This is a genomic window from Pseudomonas sp. PSB18 (assembly GCF_014596565.1).
Taxonomy (GTDB): domain Bacteria; phylum Pseudomonadota; class Gammaproteobacteria; order Pseudomonadales; family Pseudomonadaceae; genus Aquipseudomonas.
This window is the reverse complement of sequence record NZ_NOIN01000001.1, coordinates 647634-664371: the sequence shown is the minus strand read 5'-3', so window position 1 is coordinate 664371 and position 16738 is coordinate 647634. Positions and strand designations below refer to the sequence as shown.

At 61.4% G+C, this 16738-nt stretch carries 17 protein-coding genes; 9 read left to right on the top strand and 8 right to left on the bottom strand.

Annotated elements, in window-relative coordinates; all coding sequences use genetic code 11:
• Positions 1 to 152 precede the first annotated feature (152 nt).
• Complete coding sequence (locus CGA22_RS02905) at positions 153 to 623, bottom strand: hypothetical protein (protein WP_041020711.1); 471 nt, start codon at positions 621 to 623, stop codon at positions 153 to 155.
• A gap of 483 nt (positions 624 to 1106) precedes the next feature.
• On the opposite strand from CGA22_RS02905, the gene CGA22_RS02900 reads away from it, so the two are divergent.
• Positions 1107 to 2030 (top strand): chemotaxis protein CheV, encoded by a 924-nt coding sequence (locus tag CGA22_RS02900; RefSeq protein ID WP_041020712.1) that lies wholly within the window; start codon positions 1107 to 1109, stop codon positions 2028 to 2030.
• Positions 2031 to 2100: 70 nt separating this feature from the next.
• Complete coding sequence (locus CGA22_RS02895; protein ID WP_041020713.1) at positions 2101 to 2910, top strand: MOSC domain-containing protein; 810 nt, start codon at positions 2101 to 2103, stop codon at positions 2908 to 2910.
• Between the two features lie 57 nt (positions 2911 to 2967).
• On the opposite strand, the gene CGA22_RS02890 is transcribed toward CGA22_RS02895, so the two are convergent.
• A complete protein-coding gene (locus tag CGA22_RS02890) occupies positions 2968 to 3252 on the bottom strand; it encodes a pyrimidine/purine nucleoside phosphorylase (RefSeq protein ID WP_041020714.1) in 285 nt (94 codons plus the stop codon).
• An 83-nt stretch (positions 3253 to 3335) separates the two neighbouring features.
• Positions 3336 to 3878 carry an exonuclease domain-containing protein gene (locus tag CGA22_RS02885; protein ID WP_041020715.1) on the bottom strand — a complete coding sequence of 181 codons (543 nt, stop codon included), beginning with the start codon at positions 3876 to 3878 and terminating at the stop codon, positions 3336 to 3338.
• Between the two features lie 158 nt (positions 3879 to 4036).
• Between CGA22_RS02885 and CGA22_RS02880 the strand changes: the two genes are divergently transcribed.
• Complete coding sequence (locus CGA22_RS02880) at positions 4037 to 4663, top strand: TetR/AcrR family transcriptional regulator (RefSeq protein ID WP_041020716.1); 627 nt, start codon at positions 4037 to 4039, stop codon at positions 4661 to 4663.
• Between the two features lie 114 nt (positions 4664 to 4777).
• Entirely contained in the window at positions 4778 to 5554 is a 777-nt protein-coding gene (locus CGA22_RS02875; protein ID WP_041020729.1) for a substrate-binding periplasmic protein, read from the top strand.
• A 46-nt stretch (positions 5555 to 5600) separates the two neighbouring features.
• Here the strand turns inward: CGA22_RS02875 and CGA22_RS02870 are convergent, their stop codons facing one another.
• Positions 5601 to 5885: a hypothetical protein gene (locus tag CGA22_RS02870; protein WP_041020717.1), complete on the bottom strand. Its 285-nt coding sequence runs from the start codon at positions 5883 to 5885 to the stop codon at positions 5601 to 5603.
• A gap of 175 nt (positions 5886 to 6060) precedes the next feature.
• Between CGA22_RS02870 and CGA22_RS02865 the strand changes: the two genes are divergently transcribed.
• The gene (locus CGA22_RS02865; protein ID WP_041020718.1) at positions 6061 to 6867 is read left to right on the top strand and encodes an alpha/beta fold hydrolase; all 807 of its coding nucleotides are present in this window, start codon (positions 6061 to 6063) and stop codon (positions 6865 to 6867) included.
• A gap of 99 nt (positions 6868 to 6966) precedes the next feature.
• On the opposite strand, the gene dsbG is transcribed toward CGA22_RS02865, so the two are convergent.
• From dsbG to dsbD, 3 genes are read right to left on the bottom strand one after another with little or no spacing between them, the layout of a single operon-like run.
• Complete coding sequence (gene dsbG, locus CGA22_RS02860) at positions 6967 to 7734, bottom strand: thiol:disulfide interchange protein DsbG (protein ID WP_041020719.1); 768 nt, start codon at positions 7732 to 7734, stop codon at positions 6967 to 6969.
• Positions 7710 to 8579: a TlpA disulfide reductase family protein gene (locus tag CGA22_RS02855; protein WP_041020720.1), complete on the bottom strand. Its 870-nt coding sequence runs from the start codon at positions 8577 to 8579 to the stop codon at positions 7710 to 7712. The genes dsbG and CGA22_RS02855 overlap by 25 nt, the downstream gene beginning before the upstream one ends.
• Positions 8579 to 10306 carry a protein-disulfide reductase DsbD gene (dsbD, locus tag CGA22_RS02850; RefSeq protein WP_041020721.1) on the bottom strand — a complete coding sequence of 576 codons (1728 nt, stop codon included), beginning with the start codon at positions 10304 to 10306 and terminating at the stop codon, positions 8579 to 8581. Before dsbD ends, CGA22_RS02855 begins: the two co-directional genes overlap by 1 nt.
• Positions 10307 to 10479: 173 nt before the next feature.
• Between dsbD and CGA22_RS02845 the strand changes: the two genes are divergently transcribed.
• From CGA22_RS02845 to CGA22_RS02835, 3 genes are all read left to right on the top strand, one after another.
• On the top strand, positions 10480 to 11160 hold the full coding sequence (locus tag CGA22_RS02845; protein WP_041020722.1) for a response regulator: 681 nt from the start codon (positions 10480 to 10482) through the stop codon (positions 11158 to 11160).
• On the top strand, positions 11157 to 12488 hold the full coding sequence (locus tag CGA22_RS02840) for a sensor histidine kinase (RefSeq protein WP_041020723.1): 1332 nt from the start codon (positions 11157 to 11159) through the stop codon (positions 12486 to 12488). Before CGA22_RS02845 ends, CGA22_RS02840 begins: the two co-directional genes overlap by 4 nt.
• A 102-nt stretch (positions 12489 to 12590) precedes the next feature.
• Positions 12591 to 13067, top strand: a complete 477-nt coding sequence (locus CGA22_RS02835) for a GNAT family N-acetyltransferase (protein ID WP_041020724.1) — start codon at positions 12591 to 12593, stop codon at positions 13065 to 13067.
• 103 nt (positions 13068 to 13170) lie between these two features.
• Here CGA22_RS02835 and CGA22_RS02830 read toward each other — a convergent pair whose 3' ends face one another.
• A complete protein-coding gene (locus CGA22_RS02830) occupies positions 13171 to 13989 on the bottom strand; it encodes a pyruvate, water dikinase regulatory protein (RefSeq protein WP_041020725.1) in 819 nt (272 codons plus the stop codon).
• 176 nt (positions 13990 to 14165) lie between these two features.
• Between CGA22_RS02830 and ppsA the strand changes: the two genes are divergently transcribed.
• On the top strand, positions 14166 to 16541 hold the full coding sequence (ppsA, locus tag CGA22_RS02825; RefSeq protein WP_041020727.1) for a phosphoenolpyruvate synthase: 2376 nt from the start codon (positions 14166 to 14168) through the stop codon (positions 16539 to 16541).
• Positions 16542 to 16738 lie beyond the last annotated feature (197 nt).

Sequence of the window (16738 nt, the reverse complement as noted above, 5' to 3'; positions counted from 1 at the left end):
AGATTGGCTTCAGATTGACGGCATTTCCTGCCGCTGTTTTGAAGCGTCTGACGCGAGACATAGTACCACTTCATCCATGGTTGGTCGCGCTCGGCATGGTGTCTTGAAAGCACCGTGGAGCAACGCGTCGAGCTGGGTCGGCATCGTCAGTGTCACGCTTGTTTCTGGGAATAGGAAAGCAGGCTTGGCGGATGTATCCCCGACAATGCCTCGCAGGGATTCTGCCCCACCTGGAGCGCAAATGCCTCGATCAACGAGGTCTGTTCGCTGTTGTCCAGGCTGAGCTGGCCGGTGGTGGGGTCGACGAGTTCAAGTTGCCATGCCATCAGCGTGAAGCAGTCCTTCAACGCCTCCAGCGCTTGATCATGCAATTCCATGTGGTTTTGCGCGTGGCTGAGCAAGCCATGGATATGCAGCGAAAACTCCGAAACGGCTTCCAGCGCCAAGGCATTTGCCTTGTTTGCCAACTTCAGCAGGGTACTGAGCATGCAATCGATCGCGTCTTTGTCGTTGTTGATCAGTTGCAGGTGGCTCAGGCATTCCTCGGACTTGGCCAAAAGCGTCTCGGCTTCGGTCAGGAATTCGGGAAAGCGCTGGATACAGTTCTTGCGATCGTTCGGCATGCTTATCTCCACAACATCATGTCAGGCGAAAGAAAACCGTATGTGGCGAACGACGGAACCTGACGGTCGGCAACCAACGAGCAAGTGTTGATGCGTCCCTGCCATGGGCTAATGACGAGCCTGCAAGCGATTGCACTGGCGGGATCGCCCAAAAGGCTGGAAGTCCGATGTCCTGCGGTCGCGCACAATGGCCTGACTCCGTTCAGCAATGAGAATGGCGTCACATTAATGGCTATTGGATATCGGGAATATCAGGTTAGACCTGATTGTGTCTAGGGGAATCCCTTAGGCACGGGAACCTTATGCGCAAAACGAGGTCGCGCGGCGGAGAAAACGAGAGGAATGAACAGGTGAGCGCAGTAAAACATGATGTTAAGGTGATATCAATCTTTCGCGTGGGTATTTTGAGCAGGGGTCAAGATCCGAGTTACGCGGCCGATAGCTGTTCTATTGGATTCATCCGAACAATCCCAGGAGTCATCGATGGCCAGCATTCTCGACACAGTAGATCAACGAACCCAGCTGGTGGGTGAGAATCGCCTGGAAATTCTTATGTTTCGCCTGGCGGGTCGACAATTGTTCGCCATTAACGTGTTCAAGGTCCAGGAAGTATTGCAACTGCCGAAGCTGACCCTGATGCCGCAGCGCCATCCATTTGTCTGTGGGGTGGTCAACCTGCGGGGGCAGACGTTGCCGGTGATCGACCTGTCCCAGGCGATTGGCATGCGTCCATTGGTACCGGGGCCTAACAGCACCATCATCGTCACTGAATACAATCGCTCGGTGCAGGCGTTCCTGGTGGGTGGGGTGGACCGCATCGTCAACATGAACTGGGAAGCGATCCTGCCACCTCCGACCAGCGCCGGCCGCGAGCACTACCTGACCGCCATCAGCAAGGTGGACGACCAGTTGGTGGAAATCATCGACGTGGAAAAAGTCCTGGCCGAAATCGTGCCATACAACGCCAAGGTTTCCCGAGACAAACTCGAAGATCCGGTGCTGGAGCGTGCCCGTGGACGTGAAGTGCTGCTGGTGGACGACTCCAACGTCGCGCTCTCGCAATTGCGCGACACCTTGGGGCAGTTGGGCGTAAAAATGCACATTGCCAGCGACGGCTTGAAGGCCCTGAACATGCTCAAGGCCTGGGCCGACAGTGGTGAGGTGATGACCGACAAGTTGCTGATGATTTTCACCGACGCGGAAATGCCGGAAATGGACGGCTATCGCCTGACCACCGAAATCCGCAACGACCCACGTTTGCGTGGGCTCTACGTGGTGTTGCACACCTCGCTGTCCGGCAGCTTCAACGATTCGATGGTCAAGAAGGTCGGCTGTGACAACTTCCTCTCCAAATTCCAGCCGGACAAACTGGTCGATGTGGTGCGCCAGCGACTGATGCTCGACTGAAACTGATCGTGGTTTGCTTCGATGGCCGGCTCGTATATGGTGGCTTTTTTTCATCATCCGGGAGCTGACCATGTTGCGTCTGAGCGCGCTATACCGTTATCCGTTGAAGTCCGGCAAGGGCCAATCGTTGCAAGAGATTGGCCTGGACAAGCTCGGCCTGGACGGTGACCGACGCTGGATGCTGGTGGATGAAGCCAGTGGGCGATTCCTGACCCAGCGGGCCGTGGCAAAGATGAGCCAGCTCTCGGCACTGTGGAACGAGACGGGTGGTTTGACCCTTAGTGCGCCGGGCTACGGCAGCATCGACGTGCCGCTGCCATCTGCCCGGGAGGAGCAACGTCGCGGGGTGGTTATCTGGCGCGACAGCCTGCGTGTACCGGATGCCGGTGACGAGGCGGGGGCCTGGGTCAGCGAGTTCATCGGCAACGCCACCCGTCTGGTGCATGTGCCGGTGGAGCTGGCACGCACCACGGCGGCCGGTTATGGCAAGGATGACGACAAGGTTGCCTTCGCCGACGGATTCCCGTTGCTGCTGATCGGCCAGGCCTCGTTGCAGGATCTGTCGAATCGGGTCGGTCGCCCGCTGGAGATGTTGCGCTTTCGTCCCAACCTGGTGGTCGAAGGCAGCCAGGCGTTTGCCGAGGATGGGTGGAAACGCATCCGTATCGGCGATGTGGAGTTCCGGGTGGTCAAACCCTGCTCGCGTTGCATCATGACCACGGTGGACCCGCAGACCGGCGAACGCGATCCGAGCCGCGAGCCTTTCGCCACCTTGCAGCAGTATCGTTCGACACCGGACGGTCCGATGTTTGGTCAGAACCTGGTCAATGACAGCAATGGCCGGCTTGAAGTCGGCATGCCGGTCGAAGTGCTCGAGTAAATCCTGCACAGCCCCTGTGGCGAGGGGATAGCTCCCCTCGCCACAGCTTTTCGCGTCTCAGCTGCGGTATTCACACAGGTAGGCCGTGTCGACCGCCACCTTGAGCTGGAACTTGCTGTCGGCCGGTACATTGAACTGGCTGCCGGCCGCGAAGGTTTCCCATTCGGTGCTGCCGGGCAGTTTCACGGTCAGGGCGCCGGACACAACGTGCATGATTTCCCGCTGGGCCGTGCCGAATTCGTATTCGCCCGGAGCCATGACGCCGATGGTCGCAGGGCCTTCAGCCGTACCGAAAGCGATCGACTTGACGGTGCCGTCGAAGTACTCGTTGACTTTGAACATGGGCGATTCCTCGAAGAAAGGGCTGAAAAAGGCCGGCCAGTATGCACAAGGCTTCAACACTCGTCATCTGTGGCGGGGACAGATCAATCCGCCAGCACCAGGGGCAATAACCTTGCCGTGTTGCGTGCATCTTCCAGGGCACGGTGCTGTTGACCGGAAAACTGCAGGCCGGCCAGTTGCAGTGCCCCGTTAAGCCCCAGCGGCCGCTCGAGTCGACGGGCCTTGGCAAAGCGTTGCTTGAGGTTCATGTGGGGCACGCGGGCGAGAACACTGTGCAACTGTTGCTGCTGCCATTCCTGGAGCAACTGCTTGCGGTCGTAGTCACCCCAACTGACCCAGCCCCCCAGGTTCGCGTGATGGGGCGCCAGCCAGCGTTCGAATGCAGGCCAGACTTCTGAGATGGGCGCCGCACTGTCGATATTGGCTTGGGTAATGTGTGTCAGCGCGCGGCAAAAGGGCGTGAGCAGGGGGCGTCTCAGGGGCCGCACGAAACGCTGGAAGTGATCCAGCTCGCGCCCGTCACGGTTCACCAGCGTGGCACCGATCTCGATAATTTCCATCTCGGCTACCGGCCAGCCACCTTCATCGGTGGTAGCCTCCAGATCAATCACCAGCCATTGAGGCATCGCGGGCTTCCCGGTATCGGCGTGCAGATGGCTTTGAGCGTAGTCAAACGCGGTACATTCGCCTAGTGATTCATGCACGCAACTTCTGCCCGAGCGCTTGCCTGGGGGGGCGGCTCAGCTTAAATTGCCGGCGCCACGACGATTGCGGGAGAAAATGGGTGGACGAGCGAAAAGCCCTGACGGTGATGCATGAGCTGGTTGGCCTCGGACAATTGACCGACCCGGACAGTGCTCGCGGCAAACTGCTCCAGACCGCCGCCCACCTGTTTCGCAACAAAGGTTTCGAACGCACCACGGTGCGCGACCTGGCGAGCGCTGTGGGCATTCAGTCCGGCAGTATTTTCCACCACTTCAAAAGCAAGGACGAGATCCTGCGGGCAGTGATGGAAGAAACCATCCGCTACAACACCGCCTTGATGCGCGCGGCACTGGCCGAGGCGTGCGGCGTGCGTGAACGGGTGCTCGCGCTGATCCGCTGCGAATTGCAGTCGATCATGGGCGGCACCGGCGAGGCGATGGCGGTATTGGTCTACGAGTGGCGCTCGCTGTCCCAGGAAGGGCAACGGCAAGTGCTGGCCTTGCGGGATATTTACGAAGACTTGTGGCTCGAGGTATTGGGCCAGGCCAAGGATGCCGGGTATATTCGCGGGGACGTGTTCATTACCCGGCGCTTCCTCACTGGAGCGTTGTCCTGGACCACTACCTGGTTTCGCGCCGAGGGCAGCCTGAGCCTCGATCAACTGGCCGAGCAAGCGTTGATTCTGGTGCTGGAAGAAAAACAATAATCGAGCGGCCTCTTGCGGTGGCCGTGGAGCTGGCTAAGTGGCTGAAACCGCCTAGCTTGAATGTTATGGATGGACTTTTTGGGGAGTGGTGCCTTGACGTTTTCGCCGAAGGGGATGACCTCGCGTGTTTTATTGGCTGCACTGGCTGTTTTTCTGATGGTGCCAGCTTCGGCGGCGCAGTTGGTCAGGATCGGGGCCGCGCACTTCCCACCTTATACCGTGCGCCCCGAAAACGGTGCCGACACCGGCCTGCTGCCGCAGTTGGTCGAAGCCCTGAATCACTCCCAGACCGATTATCAATTTGAGCTGGTACCAACGTCGATTCCACGCCGTTTCAATGATTTCAAACAGGGCCGGGTCGATATGGCGATCTTCGAGAACCCCGACTGGGGTTGGAAGGATGTGCCTCATACTGCAGTGGACATGGGACTGGAAGATGCGGAGGTCTTCGTCACCCAGCGTCAGCCGGATCGCCAGCAGAGCTACTTCAGCGACCTCAGGGGCAAGCGCCTGGCCCTGTTCAGTGGTTACCACTACGCCTTTGCGGAATTCAACGCCGACCCCAAATTCCTGGTTGGCCAATACAACGCCACGTTGACGTACTCCCACGACAGCAACCTGCTGATGGTCTTGCGGGGGCGTGCGGACATCGCCCTGGTGACGCGTTCGTACCTGAACGATTACATACTGCGCAATCCTGAGGTCGGGCCCCAGTTGCTGGTGTCCGAACGTATCGACCAGGTTTACCACCACTATGCCTTGATCCGGCCGCAGGCGCCGATTACCAGTGAAACGTTTGGACGATTGCTGCAGAAGCTTCGGGATAACGGCCAGCTACTGGCGATTTTCAAGCCTTACCAGATTGAACTGGTGCCATCGCACGCTCATTGATCGCAGTCCCTGGGTTTCCTTTCCTTGCTCTCGTCTCGCGATGGCCTCAGGCCGGCGAATCGGGGCGATAAGCCGAGCAGCATTTTTCAGGTTGATTGAAAAAGACGTCTCCGGGCCTGAAAGCGCCGATTTTCTGGAAGGTGTCATTGACCGCGTCCATCAAACCGAACTGTTCCTGTGTCTGCGTGTGGCTGCACGCGGCCAGCAGCGCTTCAAAAAAGAGCAGCTTTGCTTTGGCCCTTTGCCCGGACGCCCGGTCTGTGTTGATGGCTTTTGGCTTCAGGAGGTCGATCTGCTCTTGAGCGAAAGCTTCAAGCTCGACTTTGGTCATGGCTGGTTCTCCACCGATTGTTGTGAAATCTCACGCTATCGCCGGCAGCCGGGTCGGTCTACTGTCAGATCTTACAGGTGCCCGTTGCAACTCTGATGGCCCAGGCGATTGACGGCTTGGCGTACCGCACGTCAGTCTGGCCAGGTTTTTTCATACGCAAACAAGGAGGTCATCGATGCCCTTTGCAACCCTTGACGGACAAGCGCTCCATTATCTGGACCAGGGCCATGGCCCGGTAGTGGTTCTGGGCAGCAGCTATTTGTGGGACCACGGCATGTGGGCGCCGCAGATCGAAGCGTTGTCGCGACATTACCGGGTGATCGCTCCGGACCTGTGGGGCCATGGTCAATCCGGACGTTTGCCCGAGGGCATGAATTCCCTGGATGACCTGGCCCGCCAGGTCCTGGGGTTGATGGATCACCTGGACATCGATCGCTTCAGTCTGGTGGGGCTTTCGGTGGGCGGGATGTGGGGCGCGCGGCTGGCGTTGGCGGCCCCGAAACGGCTCCAGTCGCTGGTGTTGATGGACACCTATGTGGGCGTCGAACCAGAGCCGACGCGGCTGTATTACTTCTCGTTGTTCGACAAGATCGAGGCCAGCGGCAGTATTCCCGAACCGTTGCTGGATATTGTCGTGCCGATCTTCTTCCGGCCTGGCATCGATCCGCAGTCGCCGCTGTACCGGCAGTTTCGCGCGACACTGGCCGCGCTGCCGGCCGATCGCCTGCGCGACAGCATCGTGCCGTTGGGCCGGATCATTTTCGGTCGGGACGATATCCTGCCGCGCCTGGGTGAGCTGGATGCCAGCAGCACGTTGGTGATGTGCGGTGATCAGGACAAACCACGGCCACCTTCCGAGTCGCTGGAAATGGCCGGGTTGATTGGTTGCCCCCATGTGTTGATCCCGGAGGCGGGGCACATTTCCAACCTGGAGAATCCGGGGTTCGTTACCGAGGCATTGCTTGAGTTTCTGCGTAGCTGACCCTGCGCAATCGCGAGCAGGCTCGCTCCCACAAAGGTCCGGTTTCAGCAGGTCGATGTGGGAGCGAGCCTGCTCGCGAAGAGGCCGGCCCGATCCCCATTACTTCGGCCCGAGGATTTTCACCAGCTTGTCCGGCGATGGGGCGCCTTGTTGCTGTTGCAGCTCGCCTTTGTCATCCAGGTAGAAAATCGCCGGGGTGGCGGACAGCTCCAGTTCGTCCATCAACTGCTGGTTGGCGTCGAGCTTGGCCTGAACGGCGGGTGGTATGTCCTTGAGGGGCTTGAGTGTGCTGCCCTTGCCGGATTTTTCATGGTCTTCCAGGGCTTTTTGCGGGTCCTTGGCCGCCAGCAGCGCGGCGGATTTCCCGGGACTGTCTTCGCGGATGATGCCCACCATGATGTGGCGCAACTGCACCTTGCCGGCCTTGACCCATGGCCGGGCCTGTTCCCAGAACATGTTGCAATACGGGCAGTTGGGGTCGCTGAACAGGTACACGGTGCGCGGTGCGTCCTTGCTGCCGTCGGCGATCCAGTTGCTCGCCTCCATTTTTGCCCATATTTCCTTCGCCATCGGTGCATAGACCAGCTTTTGCAGCGGCTCGGCGCTCAGGTCCTTGCCGTCGGCGTCGTACAGGTTGCCGAGCAGTACGTGCTGGCCGTCCGGGGTCAGGTACAGCGCCATGCCGCGGTTCTGGTATTGCGCCGCGTAGCCGCGTAGCCCGTCCGGTGCCTCGAAGGTGCCGACGATCTTCGCGCCCTTGGCTTCGATTTTCTTGATGGCTGCCGGCAGTTCTTCGGCTTGTAGCAGCGGCGCTTGTAACAGCGCCGTGGCGACGGCCAGAGTCAGCAGGTGGCGGAGGCGGGGCATGGCGGTTTCCTTGTGGCGGGGTGGGGCGCCGTGGTTGAACCCGGCGTTTCGAAGTTTTCCAGGGCACGGGCCAGGCTCGCCTCCGACAACTCCCCCAGGTGGCTGCCTAGCAGGCGGCCGTCGGCGCTGTAGAACAGCGTCGTCGGCAGCGCCATGGAGCCCACGGCCTGGCCGAGGCGACCGCTGCCGTCGAACAGGATGTTGTCCAGGCTCAGGCCCTGAGTGGCGAGGTAGGTGCTGACGCTCTGCATGCTTTCAGCCTGATTGACGAACAGGAAGGTCAGGTCTGGACGCTGCTGTTGGGCTTCCTCCAGCACCGGCATTTCACGTCGGCATGGCGGGCACCAGGTGGCCCAGAGATTGATCACCAGGGGCCCGCCCTGATAATCGGTGAGTTTCACGGTCTGTCCGCTGGCGTCGCGCAGGTCGATGTCCGGCAATCGGGTGCCCTGTTCATAGATCGTCAGCGCCATCGTCGCCACCAGCCAGAACAACAGGCCGCTGCCGACGCCAAAACCCAATGGCCGACGCAGGGCCGATCGACGTCGGGCCCACAGCAATGTCCCGATGACCAGCGCCACGATGCCTGGCCAGGCCAGGAAGCCGCCGTCGCGCAAGTCGACGATCTGCCACGGATTGCCTTGATAATGGCTCCAATAGGCGACGACAAAACTGATCCGCGCGGCCAGAAGCCCCAGCAGGAACAGCATGAACAGCACCGACTCGGGGTTCTCGCCACCGCGCTTGGCCGCCCGCCAGCCCACGAAGGTCGCCAGCGCCAGGGCACTGATCAGCAGCAAGTGGTTAAGGGCGATGGCGAAGGTACCCAGGGTGAATGTCAGCATCAGTTCGCGTCCCGGGTGCTGTTCCAGCGCTCCAGGAAGCCCTGGGCATCGACTTCCCCGGTGATGCGCTGGCTGCGACGCTCTCCACCGTCGGCGCCGATCCACAGCAGGCTCGGCGGTCCGGGTACCTGATAGCGGCTCAGCAGTTCGCGGCTGGCGGCATTGTCAGCGGTCACGTCGAGGCGCAGCAGGCGGACGCCTTTCAAGGCGTCCAGCACCTCGGCGCGGCCGAACACCTGTTTCTCCATGATTTTGCAGGACACGCACCAGTCGGCGTAATAATCCACGAGCACCCATTGGCCCTGGGCCTTGGCCGCGTCCAGTTCCTGTTGCAGGACGGCAGGCTCGCTGATCGTGACGAAGGCGTCGTGAGCGCTGACGGTCGCGTTGCCCTGGGCGCCGGTGTAGACCTTCAGGGGTTGGAAGAAATCATCGCTGCCACCGGCGGCGCCCACCAGCAGCGCGCTGCCCCACAGGCCGAACAGCAGTGACGCGCTGCCGCAGGTATAAGCCATACGGCCGAACCCTTCGGTCTGGCGCCAGGCGCTGTAGGCGGCGATCAACAACAGCGCCCCGCACAATCCGATCCACAGCGAGCCGTCGATGACTGGACGAATCATCAACAGCGCCGTGCCCAGGAACAGGAAGCCGAACACACCCTTGACCAGGTCCATCCAGGCACCGGGCTTGGGCAGGAAGCGGTTGCCCACGGTCACCAGCAGCAACAGCGGCAGGCCGATGCCGACGCCCATGGCAAACAGGATCAAGCCGCCGTGCAGCGCGTTACCGCTCTGGGCGATATACAGCAGCGCGCCGGCCAGCGGGGCGGTCATGCACGGCCCTACCAGCAGACCGGACAGTGCACCGAGAATCCCTGCGCCCACCAGGCTGCCGCCGCGGCGCTGACGCCCGGCGTTCTCCAGGCGGTCGCGCAAGGCGGCCGGCAGTTGCAACTCGAAGAAACCGAACATGGGCAGCGCCAGCACCACGAACACCGCAGCGAAGGTACCCAGCAGCCACGGCTGTTGCAGCAAGGCCTGAAGGTTGGCGCCCAGCAGGGCGGCAAGCACACCCATGGCGGCGTACACCAGGGCCATGCTGATCACGTAGCTGCCCGCCAGGGCCAGGCCGCGTCGAGGCCCGGCACCGCTGCCGACGACCAGGCCGGCGAGGATCGGCAACATCGGCAGGGAACACGGCGTGAACGCCAGCAACAGACCCAGGCCGAAGAACACCAGCAGGCTCCAGCCCAATGCCCGTTGTTGCAGGCCGCTGGCCAGGGCCTGGTCCGGCGCTTCGCCTTTGGCCACCGCAGGGGAACCGCCGCCCAGGTCGACCACCTGGGTCTGGGGTGGGTAGCACAACCCCGCATCGGCACAGCCCTGGAAGCCCACGTTGATCTTGCCGGTGGCGCCCGCCGGAATCTTCAGCTCCAGTGCCTGGCGATAGACCTGTTGATCGCCGAAAAACTCATCGCTGTGGGCTTCTCCCGCCGGGAGCTCTGGTTTCTGCGCGTCGGCCAGACCATCGAATTTGAGTCGCTTCTGATACAGGTAGTACCCATCGGCGATCTGCCAGAAGAGCTGGGTCTCGCCGGAATCCAGGCGTTCGGAGGTAAACACGAAGGCCTTTTCCACCGGCAGGAAGTCGGGTTTGGTTTCGAAGGGATTGGCGGCCTGGGCCAGGCCCGAAATCAGCAGCAGGCACAACAAAAACAATCGACGCATGGATAAAGCCTTAGAACGAAGCAAGTGGAAAGCACGATGGCGGTTGGCGATTAACCGTCGATTAAACGGCGAGGGCCGGTGGCCGCAATGATCGCCCATGTTTGCCGTACTCGTCGCATAATGTCGGCTTAATCGGCCGGCGGCCTAATGTACCTTTTTCCACGAGGCTTACCATGCGCGTACTGGTGTGCGAAGACGATGAACTGATCGCCAGCGGGATCGTCGCCGGTCTCACGGCCCAGGGCCTGACCGTCGAGCACGTGGGTTCGGCCTCGGCGGCGCGGGCGATGATCGGCGTGGCCGAGTTCGATGTCATGGTGCTGGACCTGGGGCTGCCCGATGAGGACGGCCTTAAGCTGCTCAAGCAATTGCGCCAGCAAGGGCTGGAGATTCCGGTGCTGATCCTCACCGCGCGGGATTCGGTGACCGATCGGGTCGACGGTCTGCAAGCCGGCGCTGACGACTATCTGCTTAAGCCTTTCGACCTGCGCGAGCTGGCGGCGCGCCTGCACACCTTGCTGCGCCGCGTAGCGGGTCGTAGCGTCAACCTGATCGAACATGGTCGCCTGACTTACGATCCCAGCAGCCGTGAAACCCTCCTGGATGGCCAGCCGGTGGATTTATCCAGGCGTGAACAGTCACTGTTGCAGGCGCTGTTGCACAGCCGTGGCCGGGTGTTGTCCACCGAGCAGCTCAAGGACAGCGTGTACGGCTTCAACGACGAACTGGAAAGCAACGCCCTCAACGTCCATATCCATCACCTGCGGCGCAAGCTCGGCAACGGGATTGTCGAGACGGTACGCGGGCTGGGTTATCGCCTGGGACAGGCCGATGGCGGAGAACCTTCCAAGTGATGAGCCTGCGATTGCGCCTGAGCCTGACCCTGGGCGCGGCCTTCATTCTGATCTGGGCCCTGGCGGCGGCGTGGATGCTCAGCGATCTGCGCAACCAGATGATGTTTTCCCTCGACCAGCGCCTGGTGGCGTCGGCGCGGATGGTCGCCGGCCTGCTGGAGCAGTTGCCGCCGCTGCCGAGCAAGGGCGAGGGCACGCATTTCAGCGCCGAGCAGTTGAGCATTCCCGGTGGCATGGCCTGTCAGGTCAGCTCCTTGCGGGGCGAAATCCTGGCCCGCAGCCACGGCACTCCGGAACAGGTCCTGGAAGCCGAGAAAATGGGTTTTCACGACCAGATGATCGACGGCGCGCCCTGGCGCAGTTTCACCCTGGCCCGAGGCGATGTGCGCATTACCACCGCCGACCGTCAGATCGAGCGGGAAGCTCTCAATATGTCGATTCTGTTGGCGGCCTCGGTGCCGGTGGGCGTGGCGTTGCTCGGGTGCCTGTGCCTGCTGTGGCTGGGCATCGGCCAGGGTCTGGCGCCGCTCAATCGTATGCGCGATGCGCTGATGCGCCGCAATGCCGACTCCCTGGAACCCTTGCAGATCCATCCGTTGCCCAGCGAGTTGCGCCCCCTGCTGGAGACGCAGAATCAGCTGTTCCAGCGTATCGGCAAGACCATCGAGCGCGAGCGCAGGCTGACCGGCGATGCAGCCCATGAATTGCGCAGCCCCTTGACGGCCATCAAGACTCACCTGCAAGTGGCGCGCATGACCGAAGGCGTTGCGCGCGACCAGTCCCTGGCCCGGGCCGAGGAGGGCGCTGACCGGCTGCATCGCACGCTTGAGCAGTTGCTGCTGCTGGCTCGGGTAGAGGGCAGCCTGTCCTTCGACGATGGGGTGCAGTGCAACGCCGAACAGGTCGCGCGGCTGGCGATTCAGGATGCGACCAATGGCGATTCCGGGCGAATCAGGCTGCAGGTCTCTCCTGGGGTTTCCGATGCGCCGGTGCAGATGCCGGCGGTGCTTTCCATCGCCGCGTTGCGCAACCTGCTGGATAACGCCTTGCGTCATACTCCGGAGGATACCGTGGTGGAGCTGAGCCTGGAGATGGTTGGCCAGCGGGTGCGTTTCCAGGTTCGCGACCATGGCCCCGGCATTGCCGCCGACGATATCCAGCATCTGACCCAGCGCTTCTGGCGCAACGGCCAGAGCACCGGCTGCGGCTTGGGCTTGGCGATCGTCCAGGCCATTGTCCAGCGTTGTGGTTGCAGCCTGCATTTCGATAGCCGTCCTGACGGGCTGCGGGTGGAGTTGACGATGCCGGTACAGGCGCAGGTTCGGTAGCGGACCGCTCGAAGCTTCCTGCAACCATTGCTATTGGCGCATCCGGCTTATCCGGGTCTATGTTTTTTTCAGCTCGACTCAAGGACTGAGGAAAATAGCGTCATGGACACTTTCATCGAAATCAGCACCGCTGCGCCCGGCGATGCCGGCATCATCAGCCGGATCGCCGAGCGGTCCATCCGTGTCGGTTGTGCCGCGGAACACCGTAACGACCCGCGCATCGTGGCCGCCTGGACCCGCAACAATACCCCTGCGCGCATTCGCCCCTGGTTGGCCGACCCGCGGTGGCGCCTGACCCTGGCGCGTCTGCATGGGCGGCCGGTGGGCGTCGCGATGGCCTCGGTCAGCGGTCGGATCGCGTTCTGCTACGTGCAGCCGGAGTGGTTTCGGCGCGGGGCCGGGCGGGCGCTGGTGCAGGACATCGAGGCGCGGTTGTATGGCCGCGGACTCGCCTTGGTGCGTCTCAACAGCACAAGCACCAGTCACGGGTTCTATCGCCGCCTGGGGTTTGAGCAAAGTGCCAAGGCGTTTGCCATCGGCGGCGTCACGGCCATTGCGATGCACAAGTCACTGGGTTAACGGTTGAAGCATTGGTTCAGGGTGCGGGATGCCCAAGGCAGGCTGGTCAGCCCATACCTGTGGGAGCAAGCTTTGCTCCCACGGGCCCGTAGGGTGTCCGCGGCTACTTGAACCGCCGCTCCACCCCTTTCTCCACCAGGATCTTCGCTGAAATCTCCTCCACGGAAAAATGCGTGGAGTTGATGTGGGGGATGTTCTCCCGCCGGAACAGGTTTTCCACCTCGCGCACTTCGAATTCACACTGTGCGTAACTCGAATAGCGACTGTTGGGTTTGCGCTCGTTGCGGATCGCGGTGAGACGATCCGGGTCGATGGTCAGGCCGAACAGCTTGTGCTGGTGGGCGCGCAGGGCGCTGGGCAGTTGCAGGCGCTCCATGTCTTCTTCGGTCAGCGGATAGTTGGCCGCGCGGATGCCGAACTGCATCGCCATGTACAGGCACGTCGGTGTCTTACCACAACGCGACACCCCCACTAGGATCAGGTCGGCCTTATCGTAATAATGCGTGCGGGCGCCGTCATCGTTATCCAGCGCGAAGTTGACCGCCTCGATCCGCTCCATGTAGTTGGAGTTGTGGCCGATGGAATGGGATTTGCCGACCGAGTAGGAAGAGTGCTCGCTCAGCTCCTGCTCCAGGGGCGCCAGGAAGGTAGAAAAAATGTCGATCATGAAACCATTGGACGTTGCGAGAATCTCACGGATGTCCTGATTGACGATGGTATCGAAGATGATCGGGCGAAAACCGTCGTTTTCGGCGGCTTTATTGATTTGCTGTACCATGGCCCGCGCCTTGTCGACGCTGTCGATGTACGGACGTGTCAGCTTGGTGAAGGTAATGTTTTCGAATTGCGCCAAAAGGCTTTGGCCCAGGGTTTCGGCGGTGATGCCGGTCCCATCGGAGATAAAGAAAGCAGATCGTTTCATTTGCGCCTTGGGCCTTAAGCTAGTGACGATTCTTGGATATGATAGGCGCGATTTGCTGGCCGCCAGTGGCCAGCATTCTCACTTATTTTCCAGGTCCAGGCCATATCGCCGGCCAACGCTCCCCAGGAGTCGCCGGTGCCTTGAGCTTTTCCAACACAGTTAGTGGAGAGATCACCTTGGTAGAGTACGTAGTTTCCCTCGATAAGCTCGGCGTCCATGATGTGGAGCATGTGGGGGGCAAGAACGCATCCCTGGGCGAGATGATCAGTAACCTCGCCGGTGCCGGTGTCTCGGTGCCGGGTGGCTTCGCCACGACGGCTCAGGCTTATCGTGATTTCCTGGAACTGAGCGGCCTGAACCAGCAGATCCACGATGCGCTCGATGCCCTGGACGTCGATGACGTCAACGCCCTGGCCAAGACCGGCGCCCAGATCCGCCAGTGGATCATGGAAGCCGAATTTCCCGAGCAACTGAACAGCGAAATCCGCACCGCTTTTGCCAAGCTGTCCGAAGGCAACCCCGACATCGCTGTCGCCGTGCGTTCCTCGGCCACCGCCGAAGACCTGCCGGACGCTTCCTTTGCCGGCCAGCAGGAAACCTTCCTGAACATCCGTGGCGTGGAAAACGTCATCCGCGCCGCCAAGGAAGTCTTCGCATCCCTTTTCAACGACCGGGCCATTTCCTACCGGGTGCACCAGGGCTTCGACCACAAGCTGGTCGCCCTGTCCGCCGGTGTGCAGCGCATGGTCCGTTCCGAAACCGGCACCGCCGGCGTGATGTTCACCCTCGACACCGAGTCGGGCTTCCGTGACGTGGTGTTCATCACCGGTGCCTACGGCCTGGGTGAAACCGTCGTTCAAGGCGCGGTCAACCCGGACGAGTTCTATGTCCATAAAGGCACGCTGCAAGCCGGTCGCCCGGCCATCCTGCGCCGCAACCTGGGCAGCAAGGCCATCAAGATGATCTATGGCGACGAAGCCAAGGCCGGTCGTTCGGTGAAAACCGTCGATGTGGACAAGGCCGAGCGCGCCCGTTTCTGCCTTACCGACGCCGAAGTCAGCGAGCTGGCCAAGCAGGCGATGATCATCGAGCAGCATTACAAGTGCCCGATGGACATCGAATGGGCCAAGGACGGCGACGACGGCAAGCTGTACATCGTGCAGGCCCGTCCGGAAACCGTGAAGAGCCGTACCCAGGCCAACGTCATGGAGCGCTACCTGCTCAAGGAAACCGGCACCGTGCTGGTGGAAGGCCGTGCCATCGGCCAGCGCATCGGCGCCGGCAAGGTGCGGATCATCAAGGACGTCTCGGAGATGGACAAGGTCCAGCCCGGCGACGTGCTGGTCTCCGACATGACCGACCCGGATTGGGAACCGGTAATGAAGCGCGCCAGCGCCATCGTCACCAACCGTGGCGGGCGTACCTGCCACGCGGCGATCATCGCCCGTGAACTGGGGATCCCGGCGGTGGTGGGTTGCGGCAACGCCACCCAACTGCTCAAGGACGGCCAGGGCGTGACCGTTTCCTGTGCCGAAGGCGATACCGGCTACATCTTCGAAGGCGAGCTGGGCTTCGACATCAAGAAGAACTCCGTGGACGCCATGCCGGAGCTGCCGTTCAAGATCATGATGAACGTCGGCAACCCGGACCGTGCCTTCGACTTCGCGCAGTTGCCGAACGCCGGCGTGGGCCTGGCTCGCCTGGAGTTCATCATCAACCGCATGATCGGCGTGCACCCCAAGGCTTTGCTGAACTACAGCGGCTTGCCGCCAGAGATCAAGGACAGCGTCGACAAGCGCATCGCCGGCTACGATGATCCGGTCGGCTTCTATGTCGAGAAACTGGTGGAAGGCATCAGCACCCTGGCGGCGGCGTTCTATCCGAAAAAGGTCATCGTGCGCCTGTCGGACTTCAAGTCCAACGAATATGCCAACCTGATCGGCGGCAAGCTCTACGAGCCGGAAGAAGAAAACCCGATGCTGGGCTTCCGCGGTGCTTCGCGCTACATCAGCGAAACGTTCCGTGATTGCTTCGAGCTCGAATGCCGTGCCCTCAAGCGCGTGCGCAATGACATGGGCCTGACCAACGTCGAGATCATGGTGCCGTTCGTACGTACCCTGGGCGAAGCGAGCCAGGTGGTCGACCTGCTGGCGGAAAACGGTCTGGCCCGTGGCGAGAACGGCCTGCGGGTGATCATGATGTGCGAACTGCCATCCAACGCGATCCTGGCAGAAGAGTTCCTCGAGTTCTTCGACGGCTTCTCCATCGGCTCCAACGACCTGACCCAGTTGACCCTGGGCCTGGACCGTGACTCCGGAATCATTGCGCACCTGTTCGACGAGCGGAATCCGGCGGTCAAGAAGCTGCTGGCCAATGCCATCGCCGCCTGCAACAAGGCCGGCAAGTACATCGGCATCTGCGGCCAGGGTCCTTCGGACCATCCGGACCTGGCCAAATGGCTGATGGAGCAGGGCATCGAAAGCGTGTCGTTGAACCCGGACTCCGTGCTGGAAACCTGGTTCTTCCTGGCCGAGGGCCAGGGCGCGGCCTGAGTGGAGAGGGGCCTCTAACGGCAATGCCGATGAGTTGAGCTGCAAATCTGTGGGAGCGAGCCTGCTCGCGATAGCGGTGTGTCAGTGCCATCAATGTGGCTGATCCATCGCATTCGCGAGCAGGCTCGCTCCCACAGGAGTTTGTTGCTAAGCCCCTTTGATTGAAGTAGGGCGGGCTCCTGATGGAAGCCGCCCTT